The sequence below is a fragment of the Arthrobacter sp. StoSoilB22 genome (genome assembly GCF_019977315.1).
Lineage (GTDB): Bacteria > Actinomycetota > Actinomycetes > Actinomycetales > Micrococcaceae > Arthrobacter.
The window spans coordinates 3,441,712-3,456,692 of record NZ_AP024652.1 but is presented as its reverse complement, the minus strand read 5'-3'; the positions used below and the strand labels follow the sequence as shown (position 1 = coordinate 3,456,692).

Annotated in this window: 15 protein-coding genes; 5 read left to right on the top strand and 10 right to left on the bottom strand. The window is 57.6% G+C overall.

What is annotated here, in order from left to right:
- Nucleotides 1–85 precede the first annotated feature (85 nt).
- Complete coding sequence (locus tag LDN70_RS16040; protein WP_223940763.1) at nucleotides 86–1,177, bottom strand: TerC family protein; 1,092 nt, start codon at nucleotides 1,175–1,177, stop codon at nucleotides 86–88.
- 205 nt (nucleotides 1,178–1,382) lie between these two features.
- On the opposite strand from LDN70_RS16040, the gene LDN70_RS16035 reads away from it, so the two are divergent.
- From LDN70_RS16035 to LDN70_RS16025, 3 genes are all read left to right on the top strand, one after another.
- Nucleotides 1,383–2,213: an alpha/beta fold hydrolase gene (locus LDN70_RS16035; RefSeq protein WP_223940762.1), complete on the top strand. Its 831-nt coding sequence runs from the start codon at nucleotides 1,383–1,385 to the stop codon at nucleotides 2,211–2,213.
- Nucleotides 2,214–2,395: 182 nt separating this feature from the next.
- Entirely contained in the window at nucleotides 2,396–2,641 is a 246-nt protein-coding gene (locus LDN70_RS16030) for a hypothetical protein (RefSeq protein WP_223940761.1), read from the top strand.
- A gap of 44 nt (nucleotides 2,642–2,685) precedes the next feature.
- A complete protein-coding gene (locus tag LDN70_RS16025) occupies nucleotides 2,686–3,507 on the top strand; it encodes an alpha/beta fold hydrolase (RefSeq protein WP_223940760.1) in 822 nt (273 codons plus the stop codon).
- Here the strand turns inward: LDN70_RS16025 and LDN70_RS16020 are convergent.
- Complete coding sequence (locus tag LDN70_RS16020) at nucleotides 3,494–3,661, bottom strand: hypothetical protein (RefSeq protein ID WP_223940759.1); 168 nt, start codon at nucleotides 3,659–3,661, stop codon at nucleotides 3,494–3,496. The two genes, LDN70_RS16025 and LDN70_RS16020, sit on opposite strands and share 14 nt — an antisense overlap.
- Before the next feature lie 181 nt (nucleotides 3,662–3,842).
- Here LDN70_RS16020 and LDN70_RS16015 point away from each other — a divergent pair, with 181 nt between their 5' ends.
- Nucleotides 3,843–4,091 carry a hypothetical protein gene (locus LDN70_RS16015; RefSeq protein WP_223940758.1) on the top strand — a complete coding sequence of 83 codons (249 nt, stop codon included), beginning with the start codon at nucleotides 3,843–3,845 and terminating at the stop codon, nucleotides 4,089–4,091.
- Nucleotides 4,092–4,523: 432 nt separating this feature from the next.
- Here the strand turns inward: LDN70_RS16015 and LDN70_RS16010 are convergent, their stop codons facing one another.
- The 4 genes from LDN70_RS16010 to LDN70_RS21170 form a co-directional block, all read right to left on the bottom strand.
- Nucleotides 4,524–5,810: an O-antigen ligase family protein gene (locus LDN70_RS16010; RefSeq protein WP_223940757.1), complete on the bottom strand. Its 1,287-nt coding sequence runs from the start codon at nucleotides 5,808–5,810 to the stop codon at nucleotides 4,524–4,526.
- Nucleotides 5,807–6,058 carry a hypothetical protein gene (locus tag LDN70_RS16005; protein WP_223940756.1) on the bottom strand — a complete coding sequence of 84 codons (252 nt, stop codon included), beginning with the start codon at nucleotides 6,056–6,058 and terminating at the stop codon, nucleotides 5,807–5,809. The genes LDN70_RS16010 and LDN70_RS16005 overlap by 4 nt, the downstream gene beginning before the upstream one ends.
- A gap of 470 nt (nucleotides 6,059–6,528) precedes the next feature.
- A complete protein-coding gene (locus tag LDN70_RS16000; protein WP_223940755.1) occupies nucleotides 6,529–7,677 on the bottom strand; it encodes an acyltransferase family protein in 1,149 nt (382 codons plus the stop codon).
- 456 nt (nucleotides 7,678–8,133) lie between these two features.
- Nucleotides 8,134–8,268 carry a hypothetical protein gene (locus tag LDN70_RS21170; protein WP_286198864.1) on the bottom strand — a complete coding sequence of 45 codons (135 nt, stop codon included), beginning with the start codon at nucleotides 8,266–8,268 and terminating at the stop codon, nucleotides 8,134–8,136.
- A gap of 1,080 nt (nucleotides 8,269–9,348) precedes the next feature.
- Here LDN70_RS21170 and galU point away from each other — a divergent pair.
- On the top strand, nucleotides 9,349–10,242 hold the full coding sequence (gene galU, locus LDN70_RS15995; RefSeq protein WP_223942670.1) for a UTP--glucose-1-phosphate uridylyltransferase GalU: 894 nt from the start codon (nucleotides 9,349–9,351) through the stop codon (nucleotides 10,240–10,242).
- A 42-nt stretch (nucleotides 10,243–10,284) separates the two neighbouring features.
- Here the strand turns inward: galU and LDN70_RS15990 are convergent, their stop codons facing one another.
- From LDN70_RS15990 to LDN70_RS15975, 4 genes are all read right to left on the bottom strand, one after another.
- Entirely contained in the window at nucleotides 10,285–10,713 is a 429-nt protein-coding gene (locus tag LDN70_RS15990) for a VanZ family protein (protein ID WP_223940754.1), read from the bottom strand.
- 282 nt (nucleotides 10,714–10,995) lie between these two features.
- The gene (locus LDN70_RS15985) at nucleotides 10,996–11,616 is read right to left on the bottom strand and encodes an LPXTG cell wall anchor domain-containing protein (RefSeq protein WP_223940753.1); all 621 of its coding nucleotides are present in this window, start codon (nucleotides 11,614–11,616) and stop codon (nucleotides 10,996–10,998) included.
- 175 nt (nucleotides 11,617–11,791) lie between these two features.
- On the bottom strand, nucleotides 11,792–13,234 hold the full coding sequence (locus LDN70_RS15980; RefSeq protein ID WP_223940752.1) for a DUF4012 domain-containing protein: 1,443 nt from the start codon (nucleotides 13,232–13,234) through the stop codon (nucleotides 11,792–11,794).
- 426 nt (nucleotides 13,235–13,660) lie between these two features.
- Entirely contained in the window at nucleotides 13,661–14,974 is a 1,314-nt protein-coding gene (locus tag LDN70_RS15975) for a UDP-glucose dehydrogenase family protein (RefSeq protein WP_223940751.1), read from the bottom strand.
- Nucleotides 14,975–14,981 lie beyond the last annotated feature (7 nt).

Sequence of the window (14,981 nt, the reverse complement as noted above, 5' to 3'; positions counted from 1 at the left end):
CGACGCATGTGTAGTGTGCGTTCGCAGATGCCCCGCCGGCGTTTCCGTGACTGATAAGGACACATGGCCCGGTGCGGGTCAACGCTCATTTCTTGTCTCCTTCGCTCACTGTGGGGCGGTGTTCCCCGCTGCCCTGAGGGTGTTCCTGTGGGGTGTGCTGTTTCTTCGCCCAGCTGTTTCGCCAGAGTGGTTCCAGCGCTTCGAGTTCTTGGGGTGTGGCTGTCCCGAAGGGCGGTTTTGCTGGCGCGGGGAGTTCCTTGCGGCCTTGTCCTCGGGTAGCCCAGAGGCTCATGCCGATGGATACGCCCAAGATGGTGGCGATGACGGCGAGGGAAATGGGGGTGGGGATGTAGTAGATGTCGATTTTGAGGAGCATCTTGATGCCCACCCAGATGAGGACGAGTGCGAGGCCGATTTTGAGGTAGATGAAGCGGTGGATCAGGTCCGCGAGGAGGAAGTACATGGCTCTGAGCCCGAGGATCGCGAAGGCGTTGGCGGTGAAGACGAGGAAGACTTCGTCAGTGACGGCGAAGATCGCCGGGATGGAGTCCACGGCGAAGATGATGTCCGTGAATTCGACCAGGGCCAGGACCGCTAGCAACGGGGTGGCAAGAAGGACGCCGTTCTTCCGGATGAGGAATCTTTGGCCATGGAAGTCATTGGTCATGGGGACCTTCTTCCTGAACAGCGCCAGGGTTTTGGATTTTTCCGGGTCGAGGTGTTCGTTGCGGTGCCGGATCATGCGGTAGCCGGTGATGAGGAGGAAGGCTGCGAACAGGTAGAGCACCCATCCGGCGCTGGCGATGATGGCTGATCCTGCCGCGATGAAGATGCCGCGGAAAATGAGAGCCCCCAGCACGCCGAAGAACAGCACGCGGTGCTGGTACTCCCGGGGGACGGCGAAGTAGGTGAAGATGATGGCCCAGATGAATACGTTGTCCACGGCGAGGGACTTCTCTATCAGGTATCCGGCGAAGTACTGCTGACCGTATTCGGCTCCGTAGAGTTGCCACACGAGCGCGCCGAAACCAACTCCAAAGGCAACCCACACCGCTGACCATAGGGCTGCTTCCCGGACGCCGATCACGTGGGCTTTGCGGTGGGCGAATAAGTCCACGGCGAGCATCAGAACAATAACGCCCAGAACGGCTAGCCACGCCCATAGGGGAACATTCATGAGGAAACCTCTTCCAGTCGGTGAACCAACTGGAGGTCTTTCCCAGCCACTGTCAAGAAGTGGCCTGTCCCGCCGGGCCGTACACGGACGGCCGGATTGACGACGGAACATTGGGGGATACTCCCCTCCGTGAAAATAGTGAACCATGCTTCACCTATGGAGGCAACCGGGCCAGCCTGACAAGCCGCGAGCGTACGCTGGTGTCATGGAGTCCGGGGTCAGGACCGTAGCTTTGAGCACCGGGATCAGTGTGCCCTGTTTCGTGCAGGGGAAACTTGAGCAAATAGCCGACGACGGCGGCGCACCGCTGCTGCTATTGCATGCGTGGGGTGAATCCCGGCGGAGTTTCGGTCGCCTCATTGCCTCGCTTCCGACGTTCGTGATGGTGGCACCTGATCTGCGAGGTCATGGCGATGCGGACAAGCCCGACAGCGGTTATGCGTTGTCTGAAGTAGTTGGGGACGTTGTTGCCCTGCTGGATACTTTGGACGTCCAACGCGCGCATGTCCTGGGGTCATCCAGCGGTGGTTATGTTGCGCAGCAACTCGCTGTCACTCATCCGGATCTTGTTGCTTCCCTGACGTTGGTTGGCACACCCCTGAGCCTGCATGGGAAGCCATCATTTGCTGACGCCGTAGAGGGGCTGGAAGATCCGATCTCAGAGGACTGGGTTCGGGAGTCTTTATCTTGGTACAGATTGCTGCACGCCGTTCCCGCCTCCTACATCGACGACCGGGTAAGAGACGGCCTCGCTGTTCCGGCATCCATTTGGAAAGCTTCTTTGCGCGGATTCTACGAGGCCGTTCCTCCGACGGAGACCGGCCACATTACCGTCCCCACACTCGTGCTCTGGGGCGCCCACGACCACCTCGTGCCGCGACAGCACCAAGAAACCTTGGCAAGACGCATCAACGGCGCACGATTGAAAATCTACGAGGACACCGGTCACCTGGTGCTGTGGGAGTGTCCGGAGCGCGTGGCCGAGGACGTAACGAGCTTCCTGGGCGAGCTGCCCAAGCGTCCGCGACTTGGCTGAACGTCTGGCTGTGCCCAGTTCCCCACGGACCTGATGACCGCTGCGAAGAACCTCGGACTGCTTCGGCTGATGACCGTCTTCTCAGACGCCAACGACGCCTCGGGGAACTACACCGACCACGCCCGTGAGCAGATGCAGATGCTCACCAACCGGAACTCCCTCTCAGCCACGTACCTCACGAGATGGGCCACATCAAGAGCAACTTCGAACGCGCCCAGGGTACGGCCTTCCCGAAGGATCTGCCGCTGCTGCTGTTCGTGGTGGCGGAGAACAAGCAGACCCCGGAGTGGCTCACGCTGCACCACCGCCAAGCCGCGAGTGTCACCAACGGCACCGTTGTTCCCCTCCCCGGCGAGCATTACCTCCACCACACGCACGCAGGGGAGATCGCGGATGGGGTTAGGGAGTGGGAGGCGGGGCGGGGGTAGGTCTCACCTTCCTGTCAGCGGCGGGGCGAGCGTACGCTGGGGCCATGGAGGCCGAGGTCAGGACCGTCTCTTTGAGCACCGGGATCAGTGTGCCCTGTTTCGTGCAAGGGAACCTTGAGCAAACAGCCGACGACGGCGGCGCGCCACTGCTGCTATTGCATGCGTGGGGCGAATCTTGGCGGAGTTTTGATCGTCTGACTGCAGCGCTTCCGGCGTTCGTGATTGTGGCGCCTGACCTACGAGGTCATGGTGGTGCGGACAAGCCGGTAGATGGTTACTCGCTGTCCGAAGTCGCTGAGGACGTCGTTGCTCTCATGGATGCTTTAGGCGTCAAACAGGCACATGTCCTGGGGTCCTCCAGCGGGGGATATGTGGCACAGCAACTCGCTGTCACTCATCCGGATCTTGTTGCATACCTGACCTTGGTTGGCGCACCCCTGAGCTTGCACGGGAAGCCACCATTTGCGAACGAGGTGGAAGGGCTCACCGACCCGATCTCGGAGAGCTGGATGCGTGAATCTTTGGCGTGGTATCGGCTGCTGCACGCCGTGCCAACCTCATACATCGAGGATCGGGTCAAGGACGGTCTCGCCATGCCGGCCTCAATCTGGAAGGCTTCCTTGCGGGGATTCTACGAGGCCGTTCCTCCGACGGAAACCGGCGATATCTCCGTCCCCACTCTCAGGCTTTGGGGTGCCCACGATCACCTCGTGCCGCGACAGCACCAAGAAACCTTGGCTGGCCGCATCAAAGGCGCACGATTGAAGATCTACGAGAACACCGGTCACCTGGTGCTGTGGGAGTGCCCGGAACGAGTGGCAGAGGATGTGAGGAGCTTTCTTGCACACCTACTCAAAGGAGGGTAACTTCGCGGATCGTTTGGACGTGGCCTTTCAACCGCGTTTCCTTTGTACGGTCACTCGCGTCGTAGAACCACCATTGAATGTTGCCCTCGGTCGCTTTCGCCGCCACAATGACTTCTTCGGTTTCGAGTCCCTCGTTGATTACGTAGTTCGGCATGTTCCCCCCAATGAAAGTGCAGCAAACGATTCTAAGTATCCATATGTTAGGTGGTTGTCGACATCTGCGCCCAACAGAAATACCCCCATCTGGGCACGTCGCGTACTAGCTGCCCGCCGCCACGCTGACAGGCCAGCGCCTCGCGGAGACCCTTCCCGACTCCGAGGCTATCGTTTTCGGGATGCAGAGCAACGTCGAACGCGCACCGGGGCACGGGCTTCCCAAACGAGCTGCCGCTGCTGCTGAGAGCGTGGTCGCGGAGAACAAGGAGACCCCGGAGTGGCTCGAGCCGCATCACAGCCAAGCCGCGAGCGTCACCGACCGAACCGTGGTGCCCCTCCCCGGCGAGCACTATCTCCAGCACTCGCACGCGGTGGAGATCTCTGATGGCGTACGGCGGGAGTTGGGGCGGATACAGGCGCTGGTATAGGCCGGCAAGGCGGACGACGGCTGTGCTGCCGCGGCCATGGGTGTAGTACGGGTCGCTCGAACTCACCAAGGGAAGTGCCACATATACTGGGTTACCAACGGCCAACCGCCTAATGCCGCGACGCTAAGGCGAGGCACTGCTGGGGAGTGCCACCGATGCAACTATGACCATGAGGCCAAGCCCGATTTCGGGCCTATACCTCTGATCACACGCCGGTAGATCGGGGCTAGCGCTTGTAGGCGGTCTCCGACAAGTAGGCGGAAGCTACAAGCTAACCTTGGGTACACTTCGTGCTTCAGCTCAGTCGAATCCACACCCGGGAATGCCGCAACCTCTTAGCGTACTTCCAGCCTTTTGCCCCCTGCTGGGTTGGGGCCAAGAAGCTGGTTGCCCGGAACTCTCAGTTTGAAGACCCGAACATCCTAATTATCATCAGTGCCGCGTCAGCGCTTTGCCCAGTGGGAGTGCCTTGGCTTGGCTAGGTTTCTGCGCGCTACGACTAGCCACCGCGCATGACGCACCGATGATGAGTGGGAGAAGATGGGCGAACGGGGCCAGTCCGAGCTTAGCCGTCTGAATAGGGGCTTCAACGACACCTAGCGCCAAAATCGCGATGAACATCATCAGCACTGCGTAGCGCTCCTGCTTCCCAGTCCTTCGAAGGAGTGCTACGCCAGCCGCAATGACGCAGATCATGGCCACAATCCCGCCGGAAACCGCAAATTCAAGCCAGAAGTTATGAGGGCTGTAATTGGCGAGAAACGACATCTCGGCAGGTTGTGACGACCAGAAGCCTGGCCCATGCCCAAGAATCGGTTGCTGTAAGAATAGTTCCTGAGCCCGAGCCCAGAGCCCGCCACGGTAAGTAGCGAACTCTCTGGGAAACGTCCCGACAGCTGTCACAACTGAAGCAGCCACGACACAACCAAACGCGAACATTGGCATCCAAGCACGGCGCTGCCAATTCTTTGACGCAAGAAGAATGACAGCAGACACTACCCAAGCTGAGATCGCGGCCGAGCGGCTTCCGGAAGCTTCGATCATTATGAGTGCGGCAGCCGCCGTCAGGATCATCGGGAACCTCTGTAAACCTAGAAGCGCCAGCGGAAGCAGTAGAGCGATGGCCACACCGGCAAAGTTCCCGTTATTCGTGATGGGGGAAGTGAGAACTTCCCCGAACGCGGAACACTTGTCCAGCCGGCAGAGCCCGATGATGTTGATTGGCGCTACCAGGGCGGTCCCTGTGATTGCCATAACGACTACTAGCAACGAGGTTCGAGCAGACCTAAACCAAGCCGCCATGGGTATTGGGGATGCTCGTTGGAACAATGCGGGCAGAATCAACAATGTCGGCAATATGCCAGCTACACCGCTACTTGCTGAGAAAACTATGAACGGCACGGACAGCGCGACGCTTACGAATATCCACACTGATGGTGAAAACAGTTTGGCGTCACCTCGCACCCTGACTATCATCAGCACGACTGACATGAGAAGGGCGGGGCCGTAGGTCACGAGAAGGTAGCTCGTTCCGCTGTCAGCGTCGGCACTGAAAATGAACGATCCGAGCGCTGCCTTCACAACAACGGGCCAAGTCACCGAGCTGTGTAGCCAAGCCGCCTCTAGCATGGGTAGGTGAGGAGACTGGTCTTTCCGCGCGGCAACGTACGCCGAGGTCAGCAGCGCAAGACAGCAGACCAGCGCAATCTGGAGCGTCACTGGCCGTTTTCTTTGTGATGGACAGGGGAGATCAGAAGAATCCCTGCCAAGATCAGCTGGAAGTCCCAGCCACTGGTAGGCTCCCGGCCCAGCATGAACATGCCACTGACTAGCAGCGCAATGCCCAGCGCCACCAGCCAGAGGTTCTTCGTCGTGGGCCTAGCGGCCCATTGAGCCAAAAATGCATCCATTCGGTCGCCAGCCTCTGCCTTCAAGCCAGCGGCAGGCGTCATTCCCCCAGTAGTCATGCGCTGATTATATCCGGCCCCGATTCGGCAACATAAGACTGGTTACATCCCCGCACCAGGAACCGTGGTTACGAGTTGGGCTACTTCAGGACCAACTTCAAGTGTGCCTGGGGTCCGGGCTTCCCAAAGGAGCTTTAATTGAGGCTGTTCGTGGTCGCCGAGAACAAGCGGAACCGGAGTGGCTTGAATGCACACCGCCAGACCGCGGGCATAACCGACGGCACCGTGCTGCCCCCACCTCGGCGAGCGATACTTCCACAACAAACACGGGCGAGATCGCGGTCGGGTCCTGGGAGTAGGACGCGGGGCGGACGTAAGCGGTGAACCTGTTTGCGTCACGTGTCAGGAGAGCATCCGATGGCAGCGCTGCCGCAGACTGGCTTCACTGCGAAAGGCTCAGGTCATCTGCCAACGAGATTGCCATGCGCCTGAGGGCTAGTGGTCTGGCGCTTTTTGGACGAGGGCGACGTTCACATTCTCGACCGATTTCTCCTTTGTCTCTGTTCAGAGTGATCGCTCATGGCCGGAAGCTGGAACAACCACGTTCCGACTGGAACCCGTGTAAGGATGGCATGAATACCAAGGGCTCCGCCGGCGGCCAAGAGCGTTGCTAGGATTGGCAGAATCAGATAGAAGATGTTAGAAGCTCCGGACGGGGCCAATGTTGTGGGCAAATTCTGAACGAGCCACGAAACAATTACCAGTAGCGGAAAGTGCAACACGTACACGGGCAGCGTTCGCTTGCCAACCCACGTGAGGCCACGCGTAACAATATTATGTTCTTGGAACCTGGCGAAAATGGCGACGGACGCCGGGACGGCGAGCATAGAGAGCAGAAGCATAGCTGCGTTGATCTCACTGATGCCGAGCAGTCTAACTACCAGAGCCATCCCCAGATACGCTCCAAGCAAACTTGCCACTTTCTTAGGGTTTAGTCGGTAAGCCATGAGTCGTACAACCTCAGGCCAATAGGACCCAACTAGGAAGAACACCAGGCCACCGCACAGGTTTGCTGGTAGCGGCAGCCAGGGATGGCCCGCCCCTAAGTAAAGCGCGGCGGCCACGCCGGTCGCCACCCCCTTCCATTGCTTTCGGGCCATGAGCTTGGCAATGACAAAGTAGACCACCAGGGCGTAGAGATACCAAGGGTGGCTGATCGGGTTAAGCAGTTGCGCCCAAACGCCTTCCCATGTGTAATCTACGCCCCCAAATTGGGGGCGTATGACTACATTAAAGAATAGGCCCAGCAGGGCGACCCACAAGACATACAGATAAGCATTTTGTGCCACCCTAAGTCTGAAGGTGAGGCGCCAGGGCCGCTGTAATGCTCGATGGGCGAAGTAGCCCGAGATCAGAAAAAACAGAGGAACGCGTATCGGTTTGAAAGCCATAATTATGGTGTTCCAAGCCTGTAATACCCATGCTGGGATTTCAGCATCTAGGACACCGTACAACCCTGCAGCGTGCCCAAGGACGACCAGTAGAATACACAGCCCCTTTGCGCTGTCTGCCCAACCCTCACGAGCTAAACTGGCAGGGCGGCTCCGCGCGGCTCGGAGTTCACGACGAGAGGATGGGAATGAGGGCGGGAACGGCGAGACGCCCGGTTGCACAGCCATTGTTTCCCCCAGTTTGATTCCAGCGCAGGCAGCATGCACTGCCGGATATTGTCATAAGTGTAGCGTCTACATCAGACTTGCTGATTGGCGTATCAAACGCGCGTGAAGTCGCAGCAGGCCCGAATGGTGAATGTAACGAAAGAACTTGACGCTACTCATCGATGCAGCTCTGGGAACCAGCTTACAGCCCCTAATTGTGGGTCTGCATAGGGGTTTGCTGAGGAGTACCTCGCGGCTTCACCAGAAACTAAACAAAATCTGCCGAGCGGAAAGCATTTGTCGGGCAAGCAGTCGGCGGAGACTGGTACTAGTCTCGGCGGACGGAGCCGCTGGAAAAAGTCGACGGCGACTCACCAGCTAACCATAAGCACGAATAGGCTATGAGTGCTCCCTGTAGTACTTTCACTTGCAGTAGCCAACGTTGTTGGTCCCGGACCGCTTTTTGACGGGCCGAGATCAGTGACGTATCAGTGCAAGAGCCACAATTGCTGCAGTGATGATGATGATGATTACGAGGCCGATATAGGCGGGCCATTTGGGCCCGGTTTTGTGGGGATTGATGTCGACGTAGGGCAACAGGTGTCCTTTCATTGAGCAACATTGCTGGTTTGGTGCGATGAGAGTTTTGGGTCGCTGCAAGTGCGCCATGGGTTTGGTTGAAGCGGCACGCTCGTGTTTGGGCAACATTTATGGTGATTCGAGCGTGCCGCCCGGATCATCATAAGGCTACTTTCCACACAACGGGTGTATGTTACCCGTAGATCGTCTGGGCGTTTTCGCATTCAAGCAGCATGTATCAGCAGCTTCACAAGCGAGATCGTGCGGGCGTGACTTGGGACAGGGCCAGGACGCTGCGAATAAGAACCAGCTACCCCTTACGGGCGACTTGAACAAATGGTCCACGCCGTTTGCGGGCTACCACCTCAGGTGAAGCACAATTGGGACGACTCCGGCATCCTTTGGTCAATCGGCGTCCTTCCTTCATGTGTTCGGTTCGGCCGCATCGGACCAGCGGGGGCAGCGGTCGGGCCGATGAGCTCGATGCCAGTTGCTCGCTTTGCGCCGAGACTCCTACGGGGGGCGCCCCGCGAACGAGTGCGCCAACGTCTCCGTACCCAGTGTGCCGTTTGTATGGGGAACAAATGGCTGGTACCCGGACAAATAAGAGACCCACGCTAATTTCAGTGGAGGCTCAGTTTTCAGGATTCTTTACGAAGCTGGCTAAACATTTACACAGGGATGTTCAAGGGCGTGGACCAGACGCGAACCAAGTGCTTGCCACGTCACTCACATGTGCGCAGCTTAGTGGAGCATCAGCACATAACATTCCAACCGGGTCTCTGCGCGATCATCTGGGTCGTAAAATCACCACTGAATGTTGCCCTCCGTAGCTCATGAGGCCACGATGATCTCTTCGGTTTCGAGTCCCTGGGTGATTACATATTTAGGCATCTCTCCGCCAGTGTGAGTGCAACGATCTCCCCGACCTTTATTATCAAGATGTCGTGTAGAAGTGAGATATTCAGACGAACTCAGGTGCAGGCAGCTGCCCACATCGAGTTCGGGCAAAGACTTGATGTGGGCAGCCTACGCCATATGACAAGGGAACTGATCAAGTGGCATAGTCCCACCCAATTTTGGAATTCATGGGCAACTTTATATGGTTTGTTCATGACTCAATGGGGGAACGCTGTACGAAAAGCTGTCATTCCTGCTGCGGGGTTGGGAACTCGTTTCTTGCCTGCAACAAAGGCCATGCCTAAGGAGATGCTTCCTGTAGTTGATGCGCCGGCAATTCAGTACGTCGTTGAGGAAGCCGTCAGTGCCGGCCTAACAGACGTTCTGATGATTACGGGACGCAGCAAACGGGCGCTGGAAGACCACTTTGACCGCGCACCAGATCTTGAGCAGACCCTTGAGGCCAAGGGGGACAAGACGCGTTTAGAGGCCGTTCAATATGCCTCTGAACTTGGACCCATCCACTATGTCCGGCAAGGTGAGCCCAAAGGTTTGGGCCATGCTGTTCTATGCGGCCGTCAGCACGTAGGAGACGAACCATTCGCAGTTCTTTTGGGAGACGACCTTATCGACGAGCGAGACGATCTCCTGACCACCATGATGCACGTACAAGCCAAAACCGGTGGTTCGGTGGTCGCTCTTATTGAAGTCGAGCCGTCACAGATAAGCGCCTATGGCTGTGCAGACATCTCAGCAATCGGCGGCGAGGGGTTTGTGCGCGTCAATAGCTTGGTTGAAAAGCCAAATGTGGAGGACGCCCCGTCGAACTTGGCTGTCATTGGTCGCTACGTGCTGCACCCGGAGGTTTTCAATGTCCTGGAAGCGACAGAGCCCGGCCGTGGGGGAGAAATTCAGCTGACGGACGCTTTGCAGACCCTTGCTGCGGCCGAGGGCGACGGCTCAGGCGTTTATGGTGTCATCTTCCGCGGCCGACGCTATGACACGGGCGACAAGCTCAGCTATCTCAAGGCCGTGATTACCATGGCTTCCGAGCGGGCAGAATTCGGTGAAGACTTGAAGACTTGGATGAAGGATTTCATCGCTTAGTGACCCCGACGGCGCCGAACTATCACTGATGCTCGAACGGGCCTAGGTCTTTGCCAGTTTTGGTGCGCCGATGCGAGCAAGCAGGCGCGCGGAAGCAATCCCAATGACAGCGCCGCATGTATTTGTGACAACGTCTACGAGGCTCGAAAAGCGAGCAGAGATAAAGACGAGCTGCCCGAACTCCATGCACAACGAGGCCAGCAACCCGATGGCGGCAAGATACCACCAGGGCTTTGTGGGAAGGGGTAGAGCAGCCAAAATACCGAGCGGAATGAACATCGCAACGTTGGCTGACGCCTCAATAAAGTGATAGTCAATCCAGTCGGGAACGCCGAGTCTATGGACGTACTTTAAAACTCTGGATAGCGTGCCAAGAATTGGTTTGTCTACGGGGGTGGGCCAAAAACCAACCAGCGCAAGGCCTGCAAGGTATGCCGTTACGGCTATTCGCCAAGGGAGTGGGTTTTTCAAGCGCGCCTTTACGAGGTTTGAATGAGTGCCAAAGTACTGACGCCTATGGCTACAACGGCAAGTAGTCCCAGCAGGGCGTATTGAGGGAACGATCCTGGGATCTTTGGTCGCCGCAACGTGAATACGCGAAGTTCAACATGCCACTTACCTCTTCTCCAGTGTCGCCCCATGGTTCCTATGCAACCACAGCCAACTTTCCTTGGGGAAACGAAACCAAAAAATGAGGGTGGTTTGCCAACAACAAACGTTGTTGGCAAACCACCCTCAAATGGTTCAGCCTTATTAGGCAGAAACCTCGGTGCCCTTTGCGCGACGGCGAGCTACCACGACTGACGCCGTGCCGGCTGCCAGTGCGCCAGCGCCCACGAGGGACCACAGGATGAGGCTGGAGTCGGTGCCAGTGTTGGCCAGCGGCACACCGCCGGTGTTTGCCAGCCCCGTACCGGTGCCGGTAGTGCTGCCCGTGTTGGAGAGGGCGGCTCCGCCAACAACGACCGTTACCGGTCCGACGGTGACGCCGGAGGTGTTGCCGGTCGCAGTCACTGCGTATGCGCCGGCCTCGTTGATGACGATGGGAGTGGAGAATGCACCGTTCCCATCAGCAACTGTCGACAAAGTCGACGGCGCAAGTGGAATGCGAGCTGAGACTGAAAGGCTGCCAGCGGAGACGCTGCCGCCGCTAGCCGCAGGCGTGCCAGTCGGTGTAACCGTGATGGTGATGCCTTCGCCCGGCGTAAAGCCTGTGCCGCTGAAGACAAATGCTTCACCCGGCGCCACGGAAGCGTCGGAAACTGCGACGCTTGTGTTCGGTGCCGGGTAGTTGGCGTTGTTTGCTACGGCCGGTACGGCGCCGATAAGTGCAATGGAACCTGCGAGCGTGAGTGCTGCAAGAGATTTCCTCATGTGTGTCCCCCCTGAGACCTTAAGTGGTACGACGTGGTGTTTGGAGATTTCCGAGACCCTACTAGACCGTAAGAGAAAATCTCATGTGCTGCCCAGATAGAACTTACCATTCAATGCATGTAAGCAGCAAAGAAAATCCATACCCGTTACAAAGGATTAACGTGCGCGTCTCGTTCTATTCACAACGAGCCGCGCTTGTGGCTTGGATCACATCATTGACTAGCTGGGTTGTCGGCGTGACAACTATTTCTGGTTGTGCATGCTGAACTATGTGCCCGAAATTGAACTCCAGGCTTGTGCTGGCCCCTGGAGCCAACTGGATGGTGGACGTGGCTACTGATCTTTGGCCGTGTCGCTGAGCGGCGAAGGGAATCTTTTCACCATCTTTGACAACCGTGTCAATATTTGATTGCACTGGACCGTAGGCGACCACATTCGTCTGCACCGTGCCGGCGGGGACCCCGAAGACTCCTCCGCCGGTCACATATGGTGGCAATGATGAGGCGGCGTCGGATGGTGCCGTGTTGGTGCTTGTGACGCGAACAGCGATTTCTCTGTAACCATCTCGTGTGCAATCTTTGACAACCTGCACACTGCGCTTGATCCAGTAGTCCATTTTCGCCCCCGTGCCGTCGTTGAAGTAGACGCCGAACTGGGCTGGTGTGATAGCGGCGCCCGAAACCATACCGCTTAGCGAGTATTGTGCGATGATGCTCTGTTCCTCAGCTGCAGCTGACCACAGGAGCAATCGACGCTCCTTAGCACCTTTGGCGACGGCATCCATTAGCTTCTTTGGATCCGTTTTTCCGGCAGATACGGCCCCGAAGATTTCCTTGGCTGCACCTGCAAAATAGACATCTTGAAGCTTCGGCTCATCGATCTTGGCATAGGTATCTGACAACAACGTTTTAACTACGTTCTTGCCAGTTAGTTCGTCCGGTAGGTCGCGTCCAATCTGCTGAACAGCGGGATCTGTGATTTTCACCGGGCCGGTTGCGTCCAAAATAAAGCTCAAGGCAACGGGATCCACTGACAACACTCCGTCCAACCGCTCGCCCATACTCTTTTCCCACATGGCCTGAGCAGTACGTGCTGTCGTGGCGAAATCCGGTGTGAGATTGACGTCCTGCATAAATCTGCCCACACGCGCGGTGTAGATTGCCTGCTGATCAGCATCAATCGCTATGGGTGGCACGAATGATCCCAGTGCGGTCGCACTAGTTTGGGATTCCAGGTTCAGCTTTCCCCTGTCGGCGGTGAGTACAGCTAGAGCACCGGGTATTCCACCGGTTGCCCGTGATTCGGCATTGTTCTGCATGAGTAGCAGATACCTTTTCGGCCTGTCGGCTCCTAACATTGACGGGGCTAGGCTGGCAGCATCTGCTGCAGATTCGAGTTCTCCGCTGAGCTCGGCCAATTCTTTCCGCGCCTGCACCAGGGGGGCGGAAACTTGTGGAAGCAGCGCATCCGTGTCTATTGAATCTAGGCGCTTTGACGATTCCCGCACTGCATGAGCAGCTGCTTCTACACTCGGGGCAGCAGAGCGAAGTGGCTGTAGATCCATGCCTTCGGGGCCAGGCGTCAGAGTCTCCCATTTCAGTGACTGAAATGCCTTCACAAGTGGGGAGGCTCCTAGTCGCGCGACGTCGTCTGCAGACGTTGCTACCTCGCTTGTAGCCTGAAGATTGGGTCCAAGGCCAGGGACCACTGACGCTACCTTCCACACTGGGTCGTTTGCAGCGTCGCGGGCCGATCCGGTGTGCTGGACCAATGATGCCACTGTTGCAGCAGCGCCAGTGGCATCATTGGCAGCCATCTGCGCCTTCAGAGTCGGAAGGAGCTCTGTTGCAGCCTCCAATTCGGACTTCACGATAGCCGCCTTGGACATCGTCCACGCCGCCGCTCCCACTAAGACGGCTGCAAGGGCGAGTGTCCAAAGACCAGTGAGTAGGATTCGCCGACGAGTGCGGCGCTTGGATCTGCTTGAATTTCCCGCAATTCGCATACGTTGACCGGACCCGGCTGTCGCTCCAGTGCCCACAGGCTATGGCCTTCCTAGACCGCGGTACTGCCAGCCAGCAGAACGCCATTTCCCAGGATCTAGGATGTTTCGGCCGTCTAGGATGCGAGGGGAAGACACAGTATCTCTCAGTAGATGTGGATCAAGGTCGCGATACTCCTGCCACTCTGTGAGAAGCAAGACCGCGTCTGCTTTATCTACGGCCGAATCAATATTTTCGACATACTGCAGTTCTGGGAAGCGTCTGGCCGCGTTCGGTAATGCCTTGGGATCCGTGACCGTGACAACCGCTCCCTGCAATTGCAGTTGCGCAGCGATGCTTAGTGCGGGGGAGTCGCGCACGTCGTCGCTTTCAGGCTTAAACGCGGCACCCAAAACGGTAATACGCATGCCGAGGAGGCTCCCCCCACATAGTTCCCGCGTTAACTCCACGACTCGAGTGCGGCGTCGCATGTTGATGGCATCTACTTCGCGGAGGAACGTCAGAGCTTGATCGGCACCCAGCTCACCGGCGCGGGCCATAAAGGCACGGATGTCCTTTGGCAAGCAGCCACCGCCAAACCCGATCCCCGCATTGAGGAACTTCCGACCGATTCGGTCGTCCATTCCAATGGCATCGGCCAAACGCGTCACGTCTGCCCCCGCGGCTTCACAAAGTTCAGCCATGGCATTTATGAAGGAGATTTTTGTGGCTAGAAAGGAATTTGCGGCAGTCTTCACTAGCTCAGCAGTGGGTAAGTCGGTCACAAGGCGCGGTGTTCCACTTGACAGGGGAGCTTCGTAAACCTCGTCAAGGACTGCCACGGCCGTGTGATCCTCAGAGCCACCGTTCACACCGTAAACGAACCGATCAGGGCGAAGCGTGTCCGACACAGCATGCCCCTCGCGCAAAAACTCCGGATTCCAAACCAAGTGAGCTAATGGCTGCTGTTCGGCTACCAAGTCTGCAAGCCGCGCCGCTGTGCCCACTGGAACGGTCGACTTTCCGACGACGACGTCTCCAGGAGCCAAATAGGGAAGGAGGCTCAGCGTTGCAGCGTCAACATAAGTCAGATCGGCGCCGTTTTCTCCCTTTTTCTGAGGTGTACCAACGCAGATAAAGTGCACTTCGCTACCTGCGGCGGCTGCCATGTCTGTCGTGAAGGAGAGCCTCCCCGTCTCTTGGACATCTTGGAGAAGAGCTTCGAGTCCAGGTTCGTAGAACGGGGCCTGCGCCGCCGACAGGTCGGCTATCTTGCGCTCGTCCACATCAATTCCAACGACTTCATGGCCGAGTTTGGCCATGCACGCTGCATGGACGGCACCGAGGTAACCGCAACCTATGACTGAGATACGCATGAAAGAG

Coding starts and splice junctions, on each gene's coding strand:
- LDN70_RS16040 (WP_223940763.1), bottom strand. CDS start 1,177: ATGAATGTTCCCCTATGGGCGTGGCTAGCCGTTCTGGGCGTTATTGTT.
- LDN70_RS16035 (WP_223940762.1), top strand. CDS start 1,383: ATGGAGTCCGGGGTCAGGACCGTAGCTTTGAGCACCGGGATCAGTGTG.
- LDN70_RS16030 (WP_223940761.1), top strand. CDS start 2,396: ATGGGCCACATCAAGAGCAACTTCGAACGCGCCCAGGGTACGGCCTTC.
- LDN70_RS16025 (WP_223940760.1), top strand. CDS start 2,686: ATGGAGGCCGAGGTCAGGACCGTCTCTTTGAGCACCGGGATCAGTGTG.
- LDN70_RS16020 (WP_223940759.1), bottom strand. CDS start 3,661: ATGCCGAACTACGTAATCAACGAGGGACTCGAAACCGAAGAAGTCATT.
- LDN70_RS16015 (WP_223940758.1), top strand. CDS start 3,843: ATGCAGAGCAACGTCGAACGCGCACCGGGGCACGGGCTTCCCAAACGA.
- LDN70_RS16005 (WP_223940756.1), bottom strand. CDS start 6,058: ATGACTACTGGGGGAATGACGCCTGCCGCTGGCTTGAAGGCAGAGGCT.
- LDN70_RS16000 (WP_223940755.1), bottom strand. CDS start 7,677: ATGGCTGTGCAACCGGGCGTCTCGCCGTTCCCGCCCTCATTCCCATCC.
- LDN70_RS21170 (WP_286198864.1), bottom strand. CDS start 8,268: ATGAAAGGACACCTGTTGCCCTACGTCGACATCAATCCCCACAAAACC.
- galU (WP_223942670.1), top strand. CDS start 9,349: ATGACTCAATGGGGGAACGCTGTACGAAAAGCTGTCATTCCTGCTGCG.
- LDN70_RS15985 (WP_223940753.1), bottom strand. CDS start 11,616: ATGAGGAAATCTCTTGCAGCACTCACGCTCGCAGGTTCCATTGCACTT.
- LDN70_RS15975 (WP_223940751.1), bottom strand. CDS start 14,974: ATGCGTATCTCAGTCATAGGTTGCGGTTACCTCGGTGCCGTCCATGCA.